This window comes from Tenacibaculum amylolyticum, from assembly GCF_964511145.1.
GTDB classification, from domain to species: Bacteria; Bacteroidota; Bacteroidia; order Flavobacteriales; family Flavobacteriaceae; genus Polaribacter; species Polaribacter amylolyticum.
This window is the reverse complement of the sequence record NZ_CAZEFZ010000007.1, coordinates 56,370-78,433: the sequence shown is the minus strand read 5'-3', so window position 1 is coordinate 78,433 and position 22,064 is coordinate 56,370. Positions and strand designations below refer to the sequence as shown.

At 30.2% G+C, this 22,064-nt stretch carries 14 protein-coding genes; 11 read left to right on the top strand and 3 right to left on the bottom strand.

Translation table 11 applies throughout. The features are described from left to right. Nucleotides 1–86 precede the first annotated feature (86 nt). The 5 genes from ccsA to ACKTTC_RS03775 are packed head-to-tail and all read left to right on the top strand — an operon-like array spanning nt 87 to nt 8,987. On the top strand, nt 87–3,236 hold the full coding sequence (ccsA, locus tag ACKTTC_RS03795) for a cytochrome c biogenesis protein CcsA (protein WP_408038435.1): 3,150 nt from the start codon (nt 87–89) through the stop codon (nt 3,234–3,236). Between the two features lie 50 nt (nt 3,237–3,286). Then, complete coding sequence (locus ACKTTC_RS03790) at nt 3,287–3,802, top strand: tetratricopeptide repeat protein (protein WP_408038433.1); 516 nt, start codon at nt 3,287–3,289, stop codon at nt 3,800–3,802. Between the two features lie 56 nt (nt 3,803–3,858). Further along, nucleotides 3,859–5,760: a polysaccharide biosynthesis protein gene (locus ACKTTC_RS03785; protein ID WP_408038431.1), complete on the top strand. Its 1,902-nt coding sequence runs from the start codon at nt 3,859–3,861 to the stop codon at nt 5,758–5,760. A gap of 28 nt (nt 5,761–5,788) precedes the next feature. Beyond that, nucleotides 5,789–6,562, top strand: a complete 774-nt coding sequence (locus tag ACKTTC_RS03780) for a polysaccharide biosynthesis/export family protein (RefSeq protein ID WP_408038429.1) — start codon at nt 5,789–5,791, stop codon at nt 6,560–6,562. Between the two features lie 7 nt (nt 6,563–6,569). Beyond that, nucleotides 6,570–8,987, top strand: a complete 2,418-nt coding sequence (locus ACKTTC_RS03775; protein WP_408038427.1) for a GumC family protein — start codon at nt 6,570–6,572, stop codon at nt 8,985–8,987. 45 nt (nt 8,988–9,032) lie between these two features. Here ACKTTC_RS03775 and ACKTTC_RS03770 read toward each other — a convergent pair whose 3' ends face one another. Next, entirely contained in the window at nt 9,033–9,770 is a 738-nt protein-coding gene (locus ACKTTC_RS03770) for a tyrosine-protein phosphatase (RefSeq protein ID WP_408038425.1), read from the bottom strand. A 144-nt stretch (nt 9,771–9,914) separates the two neighbouring features. Between ACKTTC_RS03770 and ACKTTC_RS03765 the strand changes: the two genes are divergently transcribed. Next, a complete protein-coding gene (locus ACKTTC_RS03765) occupies nt 9,915–10,766 on the top strand; it encodes an N-acetylglucosamine kinase (RefSeq protein ID WP_408038423.1) in 852 nt (283 codons plus the stop codon). Here the strand turns inward: ACKTTC_RS03765 and ACKTTC_RS03760 are convergent. Both ACKTTC_RS03760 and gldJ read right to left on the bottom strand, forming a co-directional pair. Further along, a complete protein-coding gene (locus ACKTTC_RS03760; RefSeq protein ID WP_408038421.1) occupies nt 10,759–12,018 on the bottom strand; it encodes a UDP-N-acetylmuramoyl-tripeptide--D-alanyl-D-alanine ligase in 1,260 nt (419 codons plus the stop codon). The genes ACKTTC_RS03765 and ACKTTC_RS03760 overlap by 8 nt on opposite strands. 65 nt (nt 12,019–12,083) lie before the next feature. Beyond that, on the bottom strand, nt 12,084–13,790 hold the full coding sequence (gldJ, locus tag ACKTTC_RS03755; protein WP_408038419.1) for a gliding motility lipoprotein GldJ: 1,707 nt from the start codon (nt 13,788–13,790) through the stop codon (nt 12,084–12,086). 186 nt (nt 13,791–13,976) lie between these two features. Here gldJ and porU point away from each other — a divergent pair, with 186 nt between their 5' ends. The 5 genes from porU to guaA all read left to right on the top strand — a co-directional run bounded on the left by porU (nt 13,977) and on the right by guaA (nt 22,043). Beyond that, on the top strand, nt 13,977–17,366 hold the full coding sequence (porU, locus tag ACKTTC_RS03750) for a type IX secretion system sortase PorU (protein WP_408038417.1): 3,390 nt from the start codon (nt 13,977–13,979) through the stop codon (nt 17,364–17,366). A 39-nt stretch (nt 17,367–17,405) separates the two neighbouring features. After that, on the top strand, nt 17,406–18,494 hold the full coding sequence (porV, locus tag ACKTTC_RS03745) for a type IX secretion system outer membrane channel protein PorV (protein ID WP_408038415.1): 1,089 nt from the start codon (nt 17,406–17,408) through the stop codon (nt 18,492–18,494). 75 nt (nt 18,495–18,569) lie between these two features. Next, nucleotides 18,570–19,052, top strand: a complete 483-nt coding sequence (cdd, locus tag ACKTTC_RS03740) for a cytidine deaminase (RefSeq protein ID WP_408038413.1) — start codon at nt 18,570–18,572, stop codon at nt 19,050–19,052. A 225-nt stretch (nt 19,053–19,277) separates the two neighbouring features. After that, a complete protein-coding gene (locus ACKTTC_RS03735) occupies nt 19,278–20,339 on the top strand; it encodes a 3-oxoacyl-ACP synthase III family protein (protein ID WP_408038411.1) in 1,062 nt (353 codons plus the stop codon). 168 nt (nt 20,340–20,507) lie between these two features. After that, nucleotides 20,508–22,043, top strand: a complete 1,536-nt coding sequence (gene guaA, locus ACKTTC_RS03730) for a glutamine-hydrolyzing GMP synthase (RefSeq protein ID WP_408038409.1) — start codon at nt 20,508–20,510, stop codon at nt 22,041–22,043. Nucleotides 22,044–22,064 lie beyond the last annotated feature (21 nt).

Here is a 22,064-nt window from a genome sequence, read left to right as displayed (position 1 = left end):
ACAAACTCTAAAAATCAATAGAATTCACAAGTTATTTACTATAACTTTCCGTAAATTTGCAAAGTTTTTATCTACGCATTTTTACAATGAAAAAAATCTTAAATATATTATACTCTACACGCTTAATGGCAGTTTTGTTTTTTGTGTTTGCCATAGCAATGGGAGTTGCCACTTTTATAGAAAATGACTTTGGAACACAAACTGCAAAAAAACTTGTATATAATGCATGGTGGTTTGAGCTAATTATGGTGTTATTCGTAATCAACTTCTTTGGAAACATCTTTCGATATAAATTATTAAGAAAAGAGAAATGGACAGTTTTAATGTTTCACGTTGCTTTTCTTTTTATCATTATTGGTGCGGGAATCACAAGATATATTGGTTATGAAGGGATGATGATTATTGATGAAGGTGAAACAACAAATACCTTTTTATCAGACACTAATTATTTAAACGCAGTAATAGACGATAATGCTTCCCAAAAAACATACAATCATAAACTATTATTCTCTGCTTGGGGAAAGAATTCTTCTAGTTTTTCGTTTAAATTTCAACCTAACAAAAACGTTACCGCTAAAACTATTGACTTTAAATTAGTTGATTATATTCCTTGGTCTGAGAAAAAATTAGTTTTAGATGAAAATGGAACTGAACATTTATTCTTTGTAGAAAGCTCAAGTGGAAGTAGACATGAACACTATATAAAGAAAGGAACTATACAAAACATTCATAATATTTTAGTTGGTTTTGATGCTCCTAATAAAAACGCTAATCTTAACTTCTTCTATGAAGATGGAAATTTAAAAATGACTTCAAAAGCAGATGGAAATTGGTTACGAATGGCCGATCAAAAGCAAGGAAAAGTTGTAAAAGATAGTATTCAGAACTTCCAATTTTTAACCTTACACAATATTGAAGGATTACAATTTGTAATTCCTCGTCCTGCAGAAAAAGGCGAAGTAAGAACAGTAAGAGGTAAAAAAGACAAGAAAAAATTTGACACTGCAATTTTTGATATTTCTTCTGGAGACGAGACTAAACGAGTTGAATTTATTGGAGGACAGTTTAATACCAATGGTCAAAAAGAATTCTCTATAAATGGACTAAACTTTAGAGGTTGGTATGGAGCAAAATTGTTGCAAACTCCTTTTGAAGTTAAACTAAATGATTTTCAATTAGAAAAATACCCTGGTTCAGAAAGTGCTGCTTCTTATGCAAGTGAAGTAACTGTTATTAGTCCAAAAGAAACTTTTGATTATAGAATATTTATGAATCATATTTTAGATTATAAAGGTTATAAATTCTTTCAGGCTAGTTATAAAAATGCAGGACAACCTATAGAACAAACACATCTATCGGTTAATCATGATTTCTGGGGTACATTTGTTACTTATATTGGATACTCTCTGTTATATATTGGATTAATCTCTATGTTATTTGCAAAGCACACTCGTTTTGACGATTTAAAAAAGTCGTTGGTTAAAATAAGAAAGAAAAAGGCTGCTCTATCTATTTCTTTATTCCTAGTATCTATATTGAGTTATGGACAACACAACAACCATAATAATGTAAATAAAATCACAAATCGTCAAATAGATAGTATTCTAAAAGCGAATTTAGTAGACAAAGAACAAGCAGCTAATTTTAGTCGATTAGTAATTCAAGATGCTGGTGGACGTATGAAACCTGCACATACCTTTGCTTCTGAATTAGTTCGTAAAGTAGCACAAACGAACAAGTTTAAAGAAATGACTCCTAGTCAAATTCTACTATCTATTACAGAAAATCCAAGATTGTGGTTTGAGGTTCCTGTAATATACTTAGAAGAAGGAAACAAAAAAATTAGAGAAATATTAGAACTTCCAGATACTACACAATATGCTCGATTGTCAGATTTTATAACTCCTACAGGAGCATACAAAATAAAAGAAGCAGTTTCGGAAGCTCAACAAACTAGGATTCAAGATAAATTCCAAAAAGATTTAATTAAAATTGATAGACGTATTGGTTTATTATATGGTGCTATTGGAGGTGGAATTTTAAAAATTTATCCAATTCCTGCTAACGAAGAAAACAAATGGGTTTCACAACCAGAAACATTGAATGCTGGTTTCAAAGGAACAGATTCTGTTTTTGTAAGACAATCTTTACCTGTATATCTTCAGCTATTACAAGAAGCTAAGAAAACTTCTGATTACACAGAAGCAAACCAAATACTAGAAGGAATTAAGAAATTTCAGAGAAAGTATGGAAGTGAAGTTATTCCTTCTGAAGATAAAATTAATTTAGAAATTGCATACAACAAGATTAATATTTTTAATCAGTTATTCAGATACTATGGATTATTTGGAGCATTATTAATTCTTTTTGTTGTACTTAAAATTTTCAGTCAGCGTAAATTCATAAATTACATAGTAAAAGGACTTTTAGCTATTATTATATTATTATTTGTCTTTCATACTTTAGGATTACTATCCCGCTGGTATATTAGTGGAAATGCTCCTTGGAGTAATGCTTATGAAAGTATTATTTATGTTGCTTGGGCTACCATGTTATTTGGATTATTCCTAGGTAGGAAATCTGCATTAACTATTGGTGCTGCAACTTTTACTGCATGTGTTATCTTAATGATTGCTCGTGGAAATTGGTTAGACCCTGAAATTGCAAACTTACAACCTGTATTGAATTCGTGGTGGTTATTAGTTCATGTATCAATTATTGTAGCTAGTTATGGCCCATTTTCGTTAAGCATGATGTTAGGGGTTGTTTCTTTATTTTTAATAATCTTTACTAATAAAAATAATAAGAAAAAAGTTGAAGCAAACATAAAAGAACTAACTATTATTAATGAAATGTCTTTAGCTGTAGGACTTGTTATGCTTACTATTGGTAACTTCTTAGGAGGGATGTGGGCTAATGAAAGTTGGGGACGTTATTGGGGATGGGATCCAAAAGAAACTTGGGCTTTAATCTCTATAATGATTTATGCCTTTGTTTTGCATATGCGTTTAATCCCTGGCTTAAGAGGTAAGTACACCTTTAATTTATGGTCTATAATTGCCTATGCTTCAATTATGATGACTTATTTTGGAGTTAATTTTTACTTATCAGGATTACACTCATATGCGAGTGGTGATCAAGCAATCACACCAAGTTCAGTTTATTACTCTGTCATTTTCCTTAGTATAATTGGTATTTTTGCTTGGTTTAAAAACAAAAAATTTTACCGTAAGTAAAATTCATTATTCATTTAAAAACGTACATTTGCCAACTAAATTTAGAAAAAATGTTTAATAAAAATATAAAATTAATCTTAGCTGTTTTAATCACTATTTGGTCTGTTTATGAATTTTCTCAAGGTCATATTGGTAACGGAATTGCTATTTTATTACTTGCTGGTATCTTCATTTTATTTTATTTTAAAAATGAATTTATTCTATTAGCATTTTTACAATTAAGAAAACAAAACTTTGAAGGAGCTCAAAAATGGCTCTCATATATTAAGAGTCCAGAAACTGCTTTAACTCTAAAACAACAAGGTTATTACAACTACCTTCATGGGATAATGTTATCGCAAACAAATATTACTCAAGCTGAAAAGTTTTTAAAAAAAGCAGTGAAACTAGGTTTATCTATGGACCATGATTTAGCTATGGCCAAATTACAACTGGCTGGTATTGCTATGACTAAAAGAAGAAAAAGAGAAGCTACTACTTTAATGAACGAAGCTAAGAAATTAGACAAACATGGTATGCTTAAAGAGCAGATCCAAATGTTAAAACAGCAAATGAAGAAGATTTAGTCTTTATTTGGCATTAAACAATTAGTTGTATCTTTACCCCGTTTGATTATAGACAAATGATAAGGAATATTCTTCTTAAAGCTTTAAATAAACACGCATCGCATTGGGTTGTTTTAATAATCGATGTAATACTAGTAAGTTTATCTTTTATTTTAGCTTACACTGTTCGTTTCAACGCTTCTTTAAATTTTAGCACAATACATTTTGCATACCAATTACCTTTTGTAGCTTTAATTTCATTGGTTTCTTTTTGGTTAGTAGGATCCAATAGAGGGATTATTAGACATACAGGAACAAGAGATGCATTTAATGTTTTTATAGGTGTCACACTCTCTTCAATGATAATTATCTTTATTGTTGCTATTAATAATGTTTTTAATTTTTTCCCTTCTTTTACTATACCAAAAACAATAATATTTATCCATTATTTCATTACTGTATTCGTTTTGGTAGTTAGTAGATTTATATTTAAAGCATTTTATGAAGTAATTTCTTCAGAATTAAAAGATATTACTAACGTAATGATTTATGGGGCTGGAGACTCTGGCTTAATAACATATGGAGCATTAAATAGAGACACCCGAAATAACTATGAAGTGATCGGTTTTATTGATGATGATAAAAATAAAGTAGGAAAGAAAATTGACCGTGTAAAAATCTATAATAGATCTGAAGTTAATAAAAACTTTATTGAGAGGAAAGAAATTGATGAAATCATTTTTTCTATTCAAAACATTAAATCCGAAAGATTACTCTATTTAACAGATCGAACACTAGAACTAGGTGTAAAACCCAAAATTGTACCACCTTTTTCCAAATGGATTGGAGGGGATTTTGAAGCTAATCAAATTAAACAAGTAAAAATAGAAGATTTACTAGACCGCAAGCCAATCTCCATAAATAATCCTATTGTAAAAAGGGATGTTAACGACAAAATTGTTTTAGTAACAGGCGCTGCAGGATCAATTGGTAGTGAAATCTCACGTCAGATAAGTAACTACAATCATAAACATTTAATTCTGGTTGATCAAGCTGAGTCTCCATTATATGAACTTCAGCAAGAATTAATTCGAAAAGATATTAAAAACGTTTCTTGTATTGTTGCAGACGTTAGAGATTATACTAGAATGGAATCTATATTCCAAGAGCTTTCTCCTAATAAAGTATACCATGCTGCTGCATACAAACATGTTCCTTTAATGGAAGAAAGTCCTTATGAAGCTATAAAGATTAATGTTGCTGGAACAAAAAACATTGCAGATTTAGCTGTAAAGTATAATGTTGAACGTTTTGTAATGGTATCAACTGATAAAGCTGTAAATCCAACAAATGTAATGGGAGCGACTAAACGTGTTGCTGAAATGTATATTAGTTGTTTAAGTAAATCTACCAGTACAACAAAATTTACAACAACACGTTTTGGTAATGTCTTAGGCTCAAATGGTTCTGTAATTCCATTATTCAAGAAGCAAATTGAAGCTGGTGGTCCTTTGACAGTGACGCATAAGGAAATAACTAGGTATTTTATGACTATTCCAGAAGCTTGTCAATTAGTTTTAGAAGCAGGTACAATGGGAGAAGGAGGGGAAATATACATATTTGATATGGGTAAATCAGTAAAAATATATGATATAGCCAAACGAATGATTCATCTATCTGGTTTAAAATACCCAGACGACATCAATATTCATATTACTGGCTTAAGACCAGGTGAAAAGTTATACGAAGAATTGCTAGCTAATGGTGAAAATACTACACCTACATATCATGAAAAAATAATGATTGCTAAAAATCAAAAAATTAAAGCTGACGAAATTAAAACGAAAATTGAGTTTTTATGTATTGAAAACAATAAAAATAACAACTCTCTTTCCGTTAAACTTATTAAAGGAATTGTTCCTGAGTATATATCTAATAATTCAATTTATGAGGAATTAGATGTAAAAACTTTAAATTAATTTATTACTTTCGCGAAAAATTTAAACCATGCAAAAAGCTAAAAAAATTGTTCTGTTAACATTGCTTTTAGTTCAATTAACTTCATGTGTATCAAAAAAAGAAATCACATATTTCCAAAATGATACAATAGAACAAGCTAAAGTCTCAAACTCTTATAAAACTATTTTTAAACCTGATGATTTATTACAAATAACTGTTTCTGCAATTGACTTTGAAACTGTTAAGCCTTTTAATCTTCCTGCTGTTAGTTTTGCAACTACAACAGACAGAGCAATTGGAACGCCTCAACAGCAGACCTATTTAATTAATAATGATGGGTATATAGACTTTCCTGTAATTGGAAAAATAAAACTAGGAGGATTGACTAGAGAACAAGCTATAAAACTTTTGAAAAGTAAACTAGATCCTGACTATGTTAAAAACCCTACCATCAATATACGAATTGCAAACTTTTCTATCACCGTTCTTGGGGATGTCAAAAACCCTGGCACCTATACTATTCCTAATGAAAGGATTACCATACTTGAAGCATTAGGTTTAGCTGGTGATTTAAATATTACTGGTAAAAGAAATACTATAAAAGTGTTTCGAGAAATTAACGGGCAGAAAATTGAATATAATGTTGATTTAAGGTCGAATAAGGTTTTTACTTCTCCAGTATATTACTTACAACAGAACGATCTAGTGTATGTTGATCAAAATAAATCTTCTTCTCAAGATGCTGCATTCAATAGGAATACAGGCTTATTTGTTTCTATTGGTTCTATTTTGGTTTCTTTAATTGCTGTTTTAACAAGATAATTTTTTTATGAATACTATAAATTCCCCACAAATAGAAGAGAATGATACTATTAATATTAGGGCTGAGTTAGAAAAATATTTAATTCACTGGAAATGGTTTGCTATTGGTTCCCTAATTAGTTTTATTCTAGCCTTCTTATACTTAAGATATAGTACACCTAAGTACACAGCTACTTCTACTATAATGATAAAAGACAATAAAAAGTCTGGAATTTCAGCTGAATTAGAAGCTTTCAAAGATTTAGGAATAATAGGAGCTGGTTCTAGTAATAATCCAGACAATGAAATAGAGATTCTTAAATCTAGAAAAATAATTGGTCAGGTAGTCAAAAACCTAAAACTTAATATTAAATATATCTCTGTAGGCCGTGTAAAAAACTCTGAGATCTATAAACTGACTCCTATATCTTTCAACATCAAAGATTCCTTAGCTCTAAAAGAAATTAAGGATCCTTTGTCATTTTCTATAATACTTAATAATGAAAATAATTTTGATATTTTTAATGAAGAAGATGAACTAATTCATCAAGGAATATCATTTGGAGGTAAATTTAATTTAATATCAAATAAGTTAACCCCATACGAACTTAAAGATCTCAGTATAACTAAAACCTCTTTTTTCTCATCTCAACATTTTAGAAAAAAAATCATTCTATTCATTTATCCTGAAGACCTCATTATAAATGGATTAACTAAAGCTGTTTATATATCTCCTATTAATAAAAATTCTAGTGTTTTAAAGTTATCTTTACAGTCTTCTGTATTAGAAAAAGCTGAAAATGTTTTAGATGAAATTGTCGAACAGTATAATTCAGATGCCAAAAGAGATAAAAGTGAAATCTCTAGAAAAACAGTTGAATTTATTAATGACCGTTTAGAAAATGTAGGTAAAGAGTTAGCTATTGTTGACGATAATGTACAAGATTTTAAAAAAAGAAACAATGTTACGGATATACAATCTGAAGCTGAATTAGTATTACAAACAAGTACTCTAAATAGACAAAAGTTAATAGACGCTAATATTAAATTAAGTATAATTAAATCTTTAAGACAAGAATTAAATAAGTCTGAAGATATCTTACCAGTAAATTTAGGGTTAGAAGATCCCAATATTGCTAATTATATTTCACAATACAATGAGTTATTAAATAAAAAAAACAGGTTACTTAAAAGTGCTGGTGAAAAGAATACAGTTATAGTTGAATTGCAAGAGAATATAAATGGTTTGAGAAAGTCTCTAGGAAACAGTTTATTTAACCAAGAAAAAGCTATACAGTTAAATGTTTCAAATTTAAATAGAGAAGCCAATAGATTTAATAATAAAATCTCTTCTATTCCTACAAAGGAAAGAGAATTCTTAGATATAGCTCGTCAACAAGAAATTAGAGCTGGTTTATATACATATTTATTGAAGAAAAAAGAGGAAACAGAAATCTCATTAGCTGTTACAGTTCCAAATGCAAAAATTATAGATAAAGCATATGGTTCCGACATTCCTGTTTCTCCTAAAAAGACAATAATTTTCTTAGTTGCATTAATATTTGGTATTGTTATACCTTTTGTAATTATTTATATTCGTGATTTACTTGATACTAAAGTCCATACTAAAAAAGATATTCTAGATTTAACATCTGTTCCTTTCTTAGGTGACATCCCACATTCTGAAACTAAAGAAAAGATCGTTGTTGGAGCAGACGCAAGATCAAGTACTGCAGAAGCATTTAGATTAATCAGGACTAATTTAGACTTTATGTTGTCTAGTAGTAATAATTCTAAAACGGATTTTGGAAATACTATTTTTATTACTTCTACAACAAGTGGAGAAGGAAAATCATTTATATCTATTAACTTAGCTGCTACTCTCGCTCTTTCTGGAAAGAAAGTCATATTAGTAGGAATGGATTTACGTGCTCCTAAAGTAACTGAATATTTAAACATTCCTGAGCGTAAAGGAATTACGAACTATATCACAAATGAAAGTATTACGATTGACTCTTTAAAGTTTAGAGTTCCTGAATTAAAAGATTTAGATATTATTGCTTCAGGTGTTATTCCACCTAACCCTGCTGAACTTTTAATGTCAGATAGAGTTAATTCAATGTTTGATGAGTTAAGAGCAGAATATGACTATGTTTTAGTTGATACTGCTCCTGTCAACCTTGTAACTGACACACTTTTAATAGCTAAACATGCTGATGTTTTCTTATACGTAAGTAGAGCAAATTATTTAGATAAGAGAATGCTTGTTGTTCCTGATACACTTTACAGAGATAAAAAATTACCTAATATGGCATTAATCCTTAATGATACAGATATGACTAGAGGTTATGGGTATGGTTATGGATACGGATACGGCTATGGATATGGAAATGTTAAAGATGAAAATAAAGCTCCTTGGTATAAAAGACTTATAGGAAGGTCTTAATTAATAAAATTAAAAAAGAGATGTTTAAAACATCTCTTTTTTAATTTATAAGAACTTACTATTATTTAAAACTAAATCAATAATGTTCTTTTTAATTTTCTTAGTCCCTATAGTTTCTAATAACTTTAAATGCCTTTTATGATGTGTATCTGTACCTACAAAATCATATAGATTTTCTTTCATTAACTTCTCTCCTGTTTTCTTAACCCCTAAACCATATTGTTCAGTTAAAGACAGTAAATTCAATTGAAATAAACAACCAGCTTTTTTCAATTTATAAAAGTTTTCAAAATCGTTATGATAAAAATTGTATCGCTCAGGATGTGCAAGAATAGGTTTATATCCTTTTAACTGAATTTCAAATAATATATCATAGAGATTATAAGGAGCATTGAAATAAGACATTTCAACCAATATTAAATTATCTTTCAACGGTAAGATATCATTCTTCTCTAATCTAGCTACAAATTGCTCATCCATCATGTATTCCGCAGATGCATTTATTCTAATATCCTCATACCCTCTATTGATCAATTCTTTTTGTACTTCTTTCAATTTAGAAAGTATTAATTCTGAAGAATTCGGATATACATCTCCTAAAACATGAGGTGTTGTAATGAAGTTTTGAATTCCAAAAGATCGCATTTTAGTTATTAAAGCTATAGAATCTTCTATATCTTTTGCTCCATCATCTATTCCTGGTAACAGATGAGAATGGATATCTACAAATGTTTCATTAAAAATCTCTGTTAACGGAATTCTTTTTTCTTTTAAAAAAAACATAGTCTATTATCTTTATTTACACAAAATTAATGTTTTTCACATAAAATTTTGTCTTTATTTAAAACGAAATCGTTTGAGTTTCTCTGAGCTGTTGTATAAGCAAATTTGAAAATATATATTTGAACAAAACAACGACTAATAGATATGATTTTAATAGCAGATGGTGGCTCTACAAAAGCAGATTGGATTGCATTAGACAATAATAGAAATGAAATTTTTAGGGCTAGAACTTTAGGGTTAAATCCTGCCGTAGTTCCTGAAGAAGAACTAAGAAATAGAATTGTTAATATGTATCAACTTTTCAGTATAAAAGAAGAAGTTGACGAAATTCATTTTTATGGTGCTGGTTGTGGTACTCCAAAACCTATTGAAATCTTACATAATGTTATGAAAGATATCTTTATCAATGCTAAAATTAGTATTGCTGAAGATATGTTAGCAGCTGTGTACGCTTCTTCAGGTAATTCACCTGCAATTGTTTGTATTTTAGGAACTGGCTCTAATAGCTGTTATTTTGACGGGAGCGATTTAACAATGTTAGCCGCATCCTTAGGATATTCAATTATGGATGAAGCTAGCGGGAATTATTTTGGCCGCTTATTAATAAGAGATTATTACTATAACAAAATGCCTAAAAAAGTAGCTAAGAGCTTCGAAAGCCAATTTAATCTAGATGCCGATTTTATTAAATTAAACCTTTATAGAAAGCCTAATCCAAATATGTATTTAGCATCATTTGCAAAATTTATGTTTGACTTTAAGGATGAAAAGTATGTAAAGAAAATGATTAAAAAAGGGTTTGAAGAATTTTTTAAATATCGAATATTACCTTATGAAAAAGATAATACAACGCCTATATATTTTATAGGTTCTATAGCTTTTTACTTTAAAGAAATTTTAGAAAAAGTTGCCAATAAGCATAATTTACATGTAACAGACATTATACAAAGACCTATTGACAACTTATTAGAGTTTCATAAATCTAATATTAATTAAAGAAATCTAAAGATCGCTCTAGAGCCATTCCTCTAGAGCCCTTTATTAATATTGTCATATTTACTATTTTGTCCGGTTCAATATAGTCCTCAAAATCTTTAAATTGCTTAAATTTTAAAGCTCTTTCTACCTTAGATTTATAAAAGTTCTCTCCAATTAAAATAACTTTAGAAAAACTAGCTTTCTCGGCTAAGGAAGCAATAAACTGATGTTCTTTCTCACTATCACCTCCTAGCTCAAACATATCTCCAAGAATTACCATTTTATTATTAGTTTCATAATCATTAAAATTATCCAATGCTGCTTTCATACTAGTAGGATTCGCATTATAAGCATCTAATATAATTTCATTAGTTCCTTTTTTTAGTATTTGAGACCTATTATTATCGGAAACATAATGCTCTATAGCTTCTTTTATTTCTCTTATGTCCACATTAAAATAACTTCCAAGAGTTATAGCAGCAGCAATATTTGGATAATTGTATGATCCAATTAAATTACTTTGTATAATTATATTCTCATAACTTAATTTAACAAATGGTTCAGCATTGATGAATTCTAATGTATTATTTAAAAAGATTCTATCTGCATTTTCAGTTTTAGCTACTTGAATTTTATCTTTTTGATTTACTAATATTTGTTTATTGTTTGCAATCAAAAAATCATATAATTCAGACTTTGCTTCTATAACTCCCTCTACAGAACCAAATCCTTCTAAATGTGCTTTTCCAAAATTAGTTATATACCCAATGCTAGGAGCAGCTATATTAGACAATAACTTTATTTCTCCATGATGATTAGCCCCCATTTCTACAATTCCAATTTCAGTATCTGGGTTCATAGATAATAAAGTTAACGGTACACCAATATGATTATTTAAGTTTCCAGAAGTAGCATTGGTTTTATATTTTTTACTTAAAACAGCATTGATAAGCTCTTTTGTTGTAGTTTTTCCGTTACTTCCTGTTAAACCAATAACAGGAATAGCTAATTGTTTTCTATGGTAGTTTGCAAGTTTTTGTAGTGTTTCTAGAACATTATCAACTAGAATAATATGTTCATTAGTTCTATATTTTTCTTCATCTACAACACAACAAAAAGCTCCTTTATTAAGTGCCTCTTCAGCAAATTTATTCCCATTAAAATTATCTCCTTTTAAAGCAAAGAAGATAGTATTTTTTCTAATTTTTCTAGTATCAGTATCTACCAAAAAATGCTTTTGATACAGCTTATATAAGTCTTCAATTTTCATAATATAAAAATAAAAAACCTCGTTGAAATCAACGAGGTTTTAATATATTTTAAATCTTTTACTCACTATCTATTAGAGTAACTATATCTAGGAGTAGCAGTTTTCTTTTGATTTCTTACCATTGGCCCTACTTTATCTGTAGCACATCTAAACCCAATATAGTTTGTAGAGATATATTCTGGGAAATATCTTCTTTGTGCTGGATCTAACCAGTATTCTCTATCTGCCCAAGAACCACCTTTATAAACTCTTGTTTTATTACTAATTAAAGTTCTTCTAGTCTTCTTGTCGTATTCTAACTTTGGAACTACATTTCCTAATGAATCTCTTTCACTTTCTGGTCTTACAGGTGAATTATACATTCTTGGTGTACCAGATAATTGCTCTTCATCTAAACTAAAGAACTGAGAAGATTTTTGATCACCATCATTTAAATCTGAGTTATCAGCAAAAGAATAGTTTCTTCTCATATAAGTATCATCCTTAGTAATTGGAATATATTTGAATGATCCAGGCAATGCTTTCGGTACTATACTTCCATTAACTAAAGTATCTAATTCAACTTCTCCATCTTCAACTATCACTACTTTACCTTCAGCATCAATCATTTTCTTAGTAAAAATATTACCTCTAAAATAATTAAAATCATTAGCTTCAGCATCTACTATAGGTCTATATACATCTGAAACCCATTCTGCTACGTTTCCTGACATATCATATAATCCAAATGCATTAGGTGGATAACTTCTTACAGCATTTGGAATATCTGCACCATCACTACTCCATCCTGCAATACCACTATAGTTACCTTTACCTTGTTTAAAGTTAGCTAATTGATCACCTCTCTTAGATCTACTTCTATTTCTAGTATATTTTCCAGACCAAGCGTATTTCTTACGACCTCTAATATTGTTGTACTCTCTATTTTCGAAAACAGCTTTTGCAGCATATTCCCATTCTACTTCTGTAGGTAATCTGAATTTTTGAGATAAGATACCATCAGAAGACGTTACTTGTCTTCCTGTAAAAGAACCTTTAGCAGGTTTTGGCTCTCCTTTCTTTCTAGGAACTGGGATTCCTTTTTTATAAATTGTAGAATCTCCATCAAATAACGCATAAGGATCAGTTAAATAAACATCTGTGTTGAAGTTATTCTTTCCTCTATACTTTAATGAATCATCTTTAAAGATATTTGTAATTACTCCTTTATCCATTAAAATTTTCAAGTTTACTGCATTGGTTCTCCATTTACAGTATTCGTTAGCTTGAATCCACGTAACACCAACTACAGGATAGTCAGCATAAGCTGGATGTCTTAAGTAAGACTCTGAAAGTAAATTTGTATTTCCTAATCCTTTTCTCCAAACTAAAGTATCTGGAAGAATAGAAGGATAAATGTATTTAAATTGTGGATCTTCTGGAGGGAATACATCTTTAGTATATTGCATGAATAAACCATATTCTGCATTAGTAACTTCCGTTTCATCCATGTAGAAAGAACGTACGTGCATTTGCTTTGGAGTCGTATTCCAGTCAAACATTACGTCGTCTTGCACTAATCCCATAGTGAAAGTTCCTCCTTCAATGTGTACCATTCCTGGTGGTACTTTACCATCTTTAAAATCTCCTTTTAGATAATTTCCATAACTAGGGTCATTAAAATTCCAGCCTGTCAAAGTAGATTTACTTGAACTTCTTCTAGAGCTCTGACATGACGAGAACACTATAATGGAGATAACGAGTAAACTAAATAGTTTCGATGTACTTTTCATGTATTTACTTATTATTTTAGGGTCTGCCAATTTACAACATTTATAATTATATCTATTATATAAATATAAGAATTTTACGTTACGACAGAAATACTATTTCTTAACGATTGTTTTTTCATTTTATTATAACTAATCTTGTAAAAGATATACTAATAGAGAAACCATATCGTTATCATTGATGAATTTATGAGAAGACATCTACTCCTTATATTATTAATATTATCACTATTAAGTTATAATTCCTTCGCACAAAGTAGAAATTCAGTTCTTTCTAGTGGAACTTGGTATAAATTTTCTATTGATACAACCGGTGTTTTCAGAATAGATGCCAACTTCTTACGTGATTTAGGTGTAAACATTAATAATATAGATCCTCGTAATATTAAAATTTATGGTAATGGTGGTAATTTATTACCTGAACTGGCTTCTACCTTCAGATATGATGGTCTGCAAGAAAATGCAATATTTGTTGCAGGAGAAAATGATGGTACATTTAATAGTGACGATTATATTCTTTTTTATGGTATTGGTCCGCATGGCTGGCAAGTAGATACTGTGAATGAAACAGCAGATCATATTCAAAATATTTATTCAGATGCTGCTTTTTATTTTTTAACTATTGGGAATACTCCTGGTAAAAGAATAACCAATGCTCCTATTATTAATGGTACTCCTGCTGCTACTATAGATAATTATGATGATTTTGTTTTTTACGAAAAAGAAGAAGTCAATCTTTTAGCTGTGGGTAGGTTATGGTTTGGCGAAAATTTCACAGTAAATAATGTTCAAACTTTCGATATTCCTTTTGATAATGCATTAGCTGGGTCTAATTTTGATGTAAAGGTTACAGCTGCTGCTCAGTCGAGTACTTCATCTAATATGAATGTTACGGCTAACGGTGTAAATATTCCTACATTAAGTTTCCCTCCTGTGTCAAGTTCTACCTCATCTGGTTTAGCTAGATATGCTGAAAGTGAAGCAACAATTAATTCCTCTAACTCTGTAAATATTCAAATAACCTATAATAATAATGGTAATCCTTCTGCAAGGGCGTTTTTAGATTACATTGAAGTTATTGGTAAAAAAAGATTAATCGCAACAGATAAACAATTTTCTTTTAGAAGTTTTAATGAGGTTAATGGTACCGGACTTCTTCGTTATAGTATTGAAAATACTTCTAATATTTTTAATGTATGGAATGTTACCGATCCAACAAATGTTCAAAATATTGAAAATGAAAATACTGGTGGAACTAGTTTTCAATTTAATACTAACTCAGGAAACTTTAAGGAATATATTGTTTTAAATGAAAATGATTTTTTTACTCCACAACAAATTCCCGATAGACAAATAAGAAATCAAAATTTACATGCGCTAACAGACCTTGATTACATTGTTATTACTAACGATTTATTACAAAATGAAGCGCAAAGATTAGCAGACTACCATAGTGCGAATTCTAACTTTACAACTAGAGTGGTATTACTTTCTGAAATTTACAATGAATTTTCATCTGGTAGCCCAGATATTGTTGGAGTTAGAGATTTCATTAAGTTTTTACATGACAATTCAAATACAAGACCTTTAAAATATGTGTGTTTTTTTGGTGATTCATCTTATGATTATAAAGATCGTATTACTGGAAATAACAACCTTGTCCCTACTTTTCATGCAGAACAAAGTTTCGATTTAGTTTCTTCTTATGTAACGGATGATTTCTTTGTTATGATAGATGCAACTGATGGTAGAATGTTAAGTAACGATGATATTGATATAAACTCAGGAAGAATTCCTGTTTCTACTACGCAACAAGCAAATACTACTATTAATAAAATATTAAGTTATTATAATGTAAACTCTTTAGGAGATTGGAGAAATACAGTTACTTTGGTTGCAGATGATATTGATGCGGCATCTGATGCTACGTTACAGTCTGGACTTGAAGAAGTAGCGGATAGTATTAAAAAGCATAAGCCAATTTTTAATATTAATAAAATTTATGCGGATGCTTTTCAACAAGAAAATTCTTCTGGAGGTGAACGTTATCCTGAAGTAAAAAACACAATTACAAACACTATAGAAAAAGGAACGTTAGTTTTCGATTATTTTGGTCATGGTGGTGAAGATGGATTGGCTACAGAAAGAATACTTGAAATTCCACAAATACAAAACTTCAGTAACCAAAACTTACCTTTATTCATTACTGTTACTTGTGAATTTTCAAGGTTTGATAATCCACTAAGAGATACCGCTGGAGAACAATTATTTTTAAATTCAGATGGCGGGGCTGTAAGCATGATTACTACAACCAGAGATGTTTTTATTTCTTTAGGAGAAGCTTTTAACAAAGAGCTTATTAAATATGTATTAGATTTTGATAATTCAGATGTAACTATTTCTGAGAATCTAATCAGAGCTAAAAATGAAACTACTAGTAGCCAACGTTTTTTCATTTACTTCTTCGGAGATCCTGCCATGAAATTAGCAATTCCTAAACCTGATGTAAGAATCAATAGAATTAATGGTACAGATATTAGTCAGCCCATAGATACTTTGAAAGCTTTATCAAGAATTAGACTAGAAGGTTCTGTTACAGATAATAGTGGTGCTGTTTTAAATAACTTTAATGGAACTGTATTTACCACTATTTTTGATAAACCTATCGATAAAACTACCTTAGATAATGACGGTTTTGGTATTGTAAATACATTCGATTCTCAAGAAAGTACCATTTTTAGAGGTAAATCCTCAGTAGCAAATGGACAATTTGATTTTGAGTTTATTGTTCCTAAAGATATTAAAATAGCTTACGGGAATGGAAAAATTAGTCTGTATGCAGAAAATCAACAAATAGATAAATCTGGAATTAATGCAGATATTATTGTTGGAGGTATTAATAATAATGCTCCAGATGATACTGTTGGACCAGAAATTCAGCTTTTTATGAATGATGAATCTTTTGTTGATGGTGGAACAACTAATACTTCTCCAAATTTAATTATCAAACTATCTGATATTAGTGGTATTAATACTTCAGTTACAGCCGTAGACCATGATATTGTTGCTATTCTAGATGACAATCAATCTGAACCCATTGTTTTAAATGATTTTTACGAAACCGAATTAGACGATTTTACCAATGGAACAGTTAATTATCAGCTAAGAGATTTAGCTGTAGGAATGCACACGATTAAAATAAAAGCTTGGGATACATATAATAATTCCTCAGAAGCAACGTTAAACTTTGAGGTTGTGAGCGATACTACGTTAAACTTAGAAAATGTATTAAATTATCCTAATCCATTTACTAGCTACACTGAATTTTGGTTCAATCACAACAAACCAAACGAACCCCTCGAAGTCCAAGTACAAATTTTTACAATTTCTGGTAAATTGGTAAAAACAATTAATGAAACAGTACAAACTTCTGGAGGTTTGTCAAGATCAATTAACTGGAATGGGTTGGATGATTTTGGTAATAAAATTGGTAAAGGTGTTTATTTGTATAAGCTAAAAGTTACTTCTACAGTAAGCAATTTATCATCTGAAAAATATGAGAAACTCGTTATACTATAATAAAATTATATATTTGCCAAAACAATGTTAAAATTCACAATGAAAAAATTAATACTACTAACACTACTTACTGCTTTAAGCTTAAAGACAGTAGCTCAGACTGATTCTAGAGCTATTACTACATCATTACCATTCTTATTAATTACTCCAGACGCAAGAGCTGGTGGTATGGGAGATATTGGAGTTGCAACCTCTTCAGATGCATTTGCATTATTCCATAACCCTGCTAAAATTGCTTTCAATGGAAGTAAATTAAGCATTGGAGCAAACTATGTACCTTGGTTACGTAACTTAACTGATGATATTTTTGCTGGTAATTTATCTGTTGTTAATAGATTTAGTGAGAACAGTGCTTGGGGTGTTGATTTAAAATACTTCTCTCTTGGTAGAATTGAACTTACAGATGATATAGGATTACCTACTGGTTTTAAAAATCCAACTGAATTTGCCATTTCTGGATACTACTCTTTAAAATTGAGTGAGCGTTTCTCTATGGGAGTTGGTTTAAAATATATCAACTCTAATTTAGATGTTGATGATTCTTTAGAAGCTGTAAACTCTTTTGCAGTAGATATTTCTGCTTACTATCAATCAGATGAAGAGAACTATGGAACATTTAATGGACGTTATCGTATTGGGGTTAACGTAGCAAATATTGGTCCTAAAGTAGAATATACACCAGGAGAAGAAAACTTTATTCCTACAATTGGTAAATTAGGTGGAGGATTTGACTTCATTTTTGACGATTATAACACCTTAGGATTAAATGTTGAATTTAGAAAGTTATTAGTTCCTTCTAGCGGTACTAGATCTTCTAGAGGATGGTTTGAAGGAATGTTTACTTCATTAGGAGATAGAGATTTTAGTGAAGAATTAAAAGAGGTAAACTGGTCTTTTGGAGCAGAATATTTATACAATAATGCTTTTGCTGTTAGAGCTGGATACTTTAATGAAAGTGAAATTAAAGGAAATCGTAAGTTTTTCACTTTAGGAGCTGGGTTTACAGCACAAGCCTTTTCTGTTGATTTATCATACTTAATTAATACATCTGATGTAAACAACCCATTAGAAAATACTTTACGTTTTTCGTTAGCATTTGATATTGGTGAAATTTATGACGACTATTAATAGTGTTTTTTTAGTATATTAGTAAAAAATTTAAAGCAGTCCTAGTTGACTGCTTTTTTTGACCAATTATTTTATATGAAAGAAACTAATTTTTCTACGAAAGCTACTGTATATAATGATGTATCTGAGCTTACTAAAGAAGAACAACGTTTGTTTGAAAATGCAATTATTGCAAGAAATAAAGCTTACGCACCCTATTCAAAATTTAGTGTTGGAGCAGCTATACTTTTAGACAATGGAACTATTGTTACTGGAAATAACCAAGAAAATGCAGCGTATCCTTCTGGAATGTGTGCTGAACGTGTAGCTATTTGGAAAGCTGGCTCTGAGTTTCCTAACATGGTTGTTAAAAAGGTTGCGATTACGGCTTCGTCTACAGAAATAAAAGTAGATAAACCTGTTGGACCTTGTGGTGCTTGTAGACAAACACTGTACGAATATGAATTCAACCAAAAGGAACCTATAGAGGTAATTTTTATGGGAGAAACAGGAAAAATAATCAAAGTACAATCTTTGGCTTCTTTACTTCCTTTTTCATTTGACAGTTCTCATTTATAATTGAACTATTTTAAAAAACATTAATAAATAGTTTTAAAAAACAATATTTTTCAAAAAGAACAGATTAACATATTCGTAATTTTATTTATTAAAAATTAAATATTTCAAAATTGAAAAGCCTCAAAATCAGAATTTAATAAAAATAAAATTTCCTCTCTGCATTTTATAGGTTTCCTATACTAAAACTTGTTTATTTGCTGTTATTGTAAGCCCAAAATATAAGAAATGTCAGTAGTAATAGCAGGAACGGGAAGTTACATTCCTACCATTAAAAAAGAAAATTCAAAATTTAATGGTAATCGATTTTTAAATGCAGATGGATCTTCATTTGAATCTAACAACACAGTAATTATTGAAAAATTCAAAACAATTACTGGAATTGAAGAAAGAAGATATGCAGAAAATCATTTTAATGCTTCTGATTTAGGGTACTTTGCTGCAGAAAAAGCAATTGAAGATGCTAATATTAATCCTGAAGAATTAGACTATATCATCTTTGCTCATAATTTTGGTGATGTAAAAAATGCTGCTATTCAAAGCGACATTCTTCCAAGTTTAGCAACTAGGGTTAAGCATTTACTTCGTATTAATAATCCAAACTGTATTGCTTATGATATCTTATTTGGTTGTCCTGGCTGGATAGAAGGCGTAATTCAAGCTAAAGCATTTATTACGGCTAATATTGCAAAGAATGTATTAGTAATTGGTTCAGAAACATTATCTAGAGTTATAGACAAACACGATAGAGATTCTATGATTTATAGTGATGGTGCTGGTGCTTGCGTGGTATCTGCTTCTGATAATGAAGAAAGCGGTATTTTAAGTCATGCATCGCAAACGTTTGCGAAAGATGAGGCTTATCATTTATTTTTTGGTAACTCATATGATAAAAACGAAGATCCCAATGTTCGTTATATCAAAATGTATGGGCGTAAAATCTATGAATTTGCATTAACAAACGTACCCAATGCTATGAAAATAGCATTAGACAAAAGCAACATTCCTATCGATGATGTTAAAAAGGTTCTTATTCATCAAGCTAATGAAAAAATGGATGAGGCAATTATAAAACGTTTTTACAGGTTGTATAAAAAGCCAGTTCCTGAAGGAATCATGCCAATGAGTATCCATAAATTAGGAAATAGTTCCGTAGCTACCGTGCCTACTCTACTCGATCTAATTTTAAAAAATAAAATTGACAATCATAATGTTGAAAAAGGTGATGTTATCATTTTAGCTTCTGTAGGTGCTGGAATGAATATTAATGCAATTGTTTATCGTTATTAATACCCTTTTGTAAAGATTGATTTAAATAAATTCAATTTAAACAATCAAAAAAATATAATTTTAAATACACACAACAATCTTTAATCTAGCTTTTCATAAGCTAGATTTTATATATATTAAATTCTCAAAAAAAACGGCAAAAATAAAATCAAACTATTATTTTTGCGGATGCAACAAGACAACGTACTCATATTAGATTTCGGCTCGCAATACACACAGTTAATTGCACGCCGTGTAAGGGAATTAAACATTTATTGTGAAATTCATCCTTTCAACAAAATTCCACAAAACCTAAACAATTTTAAAGCAGTAATTCTTTCAGGAAGTCCTTATTCTGTAAGATCAGAAGAAGCTCCACATCCTGATTTATCAGAAATCAGAGGTAAAAAACCTTTACTTGCTGTTTGTTATGGTGCGCAATATTTATCGCACTTTTCTGGAGGATTAGTAGCACCATCTAATACCCGTGAGTACGGACGTGCTAATTTATCTTTTATACAAGAAGATGAAACGTTCTTTAAAAACATTTCTGAAGGTAGCCAAGTATGGATGAGTCATTCTGATACAATTAAGGAACTACCTGAAAATGGAGTTCTTTTAGCTAGCACGCACGATGTTACAAATGCTGCTTACAAAATAGAAGGAGAAACAACATTTGCAATTCAATTTCATCCAGAGGTATATCACTCTACAGATGGAACTCAATTACTGAAAAACTTTTTAGTAGATATTGCTGGTTTACAACAACAATGGACACCTAATTCTTTTGTTGACTCTACTGTTGAAGATTTAAAAAGTAAGATAGGTGATGATAAAGTAATTCTAGGATTATCTGGAGGTGTAGATTCTACCGTCGCTGGTGTTTTACTACATAAAGCTATTGGAAAAAACTTACATTGTATTTTCGTTAATAATGGATTATTACGAAAAAATGAATACGAAAATGTGTTAAAGCAATACGAAGGAATGGGATTAAACGTTAAAGGTGTAGATGCCTCTGAACGTTTTCTTTCAGCCTTAGAAGGATTAAGTGATCCTGAAGCTAAAAGAAAAACTATTGGTAGAGTTTTTATTGAGGTATTTGACGATGAAGCTGCCAAGGTTGAAAATGCAAAATGGTTAGCACAAGGGACAATTTATCCAGATGTTATAGAATCAGTTTCTGTTAATGGAGGACCTTCAGCAACAATAAAAAGTCATCATAACGTAGGAGGATTACCTGACTTTATGAAATTAAAAGTAGTAGAACCACTACGTATGATTTTTAAAGACGAAGTACGTCGTGTTGGAGCATCGATGGGAATAGATAAAGAATTATTAGGAAGACATCCGTTCCCAGGGCCAGGATTAGCAATACGAATCTTAGGAGATATTACTTCCGAAAAAGTTCGTATTTTGCAAGAGGTTGATGCCATTTTTATAGATGGTTTAAAAGAAAGTGGATTGTACAATGACGTTTGGCAAGCTGGAGCTATTTTATTACCTGTAAATTCAGTTGGTGTTATGGGAGATGAAAGAACTTACGAGAAAGTAGTTGCATTAAGAGCTGTTGAAAGTACAGATGGTATGACCGCAGATTGGGTTAATTTACCTTATGAATTTTTACAGAAAACATCCAATAAGATAATTAATAATGTTAAAGGAGTAAATAGAGTTGTTTATGATATTAGCTCTAAACCTCCAGCGACTATAGAGTGGGAATAGTACTTGCTTATAGTCTTAAAT

Coding starts and splice junctions, on each gene's coding strand:
- ccsA (WP_408038435.1), top strand. CDS start 87: ATGAAAAAAATCTTAAATATATTATACTCTACACGCTTAATGGCAGTT.
- ACKTTC_RS03790 (WP_408038433.1), top strand. CDS start 3,287: ATGTTTAATAAAAATATAAAATTAATCTTAGCTGTTTTAATCACTATT.
- ACKTTC_RS03785 (WP_408038431.1), top strand. CDS start 3,859: ATGATAAGGAATATTCTTCTTAAAGCTTTAAATAAACACGCATCGCAT.
- ACKTTC_RS03780 (WP_408038429.1), top strand. CDS start 5,789: ATGCAAAAAGCTAAAAAAATTGTTCTGTTAACATTGCTTTTAGTTCAA.
- ACKTTC_RS03775 (WP_408038427.1), top strand. CDS start 6,570: ATGAATACTATAAATTCCCCACAAATAGAAGAGAATGATACTATTAAT.
- ACKTTC_RS03770 (WP_408038425.1), bottom strand. CDS start 9,770: ATGTTTTTTTTAAAAGAAAAAAGAATTCCGTTAACAGAGATTTTTAAT.
- ACKTTC_RS03765 (WP_408038423.1), top strand. CDS start 9,915: ATGATTTTAATAGCAGATGGTGGCTCTACAAAAGCAGATTGGATTGCA.
- ACKTTC_RS03760 (WP_408038421.1), bottom strand. CDS start 12,018: ATGAAAATTGAAGACTTATATAAGCTGTATCAAAAGCATTTTTTGGTA.
- gldJ (WP_408038419.1), bottom strand. CDS start 13,790: ATGAAAAGTACATCGAAACTATTTAGTTTACTCGTTATCTCCATTATA.
- porU (WP_408038417.1), top strand. CDS start 13,977: ATGAGAAGACATCTACTCCTTATATTATTAATATTATCACTATTAAGT.
- porV (WP_408038415.1), top strand. CDS start 17,406: ATGAAAAAATTAATACTACTAACACTACTTACTGCTTTAAGCTTAAAG.
- cdd (WP_408038413.1), top strand. CDS start 18,570: ATGAAAGAAACTAATTTTTCTACGAAAGCTACTGTATATAATGATGTA.
- ACKTTC_RS03735 (WP_408038411.1), top strand. CDS start 19,278: ATGTCAGTAGTAATAGCAGGAACGGGAAGTTACATTCCTACCATTAAA.
- guaA (WP_408038409.1), top strand. CDS start 20,508: ATGCAACAAGACAACGTACTCATATTAGATTTCGGCTCGCAATACACA.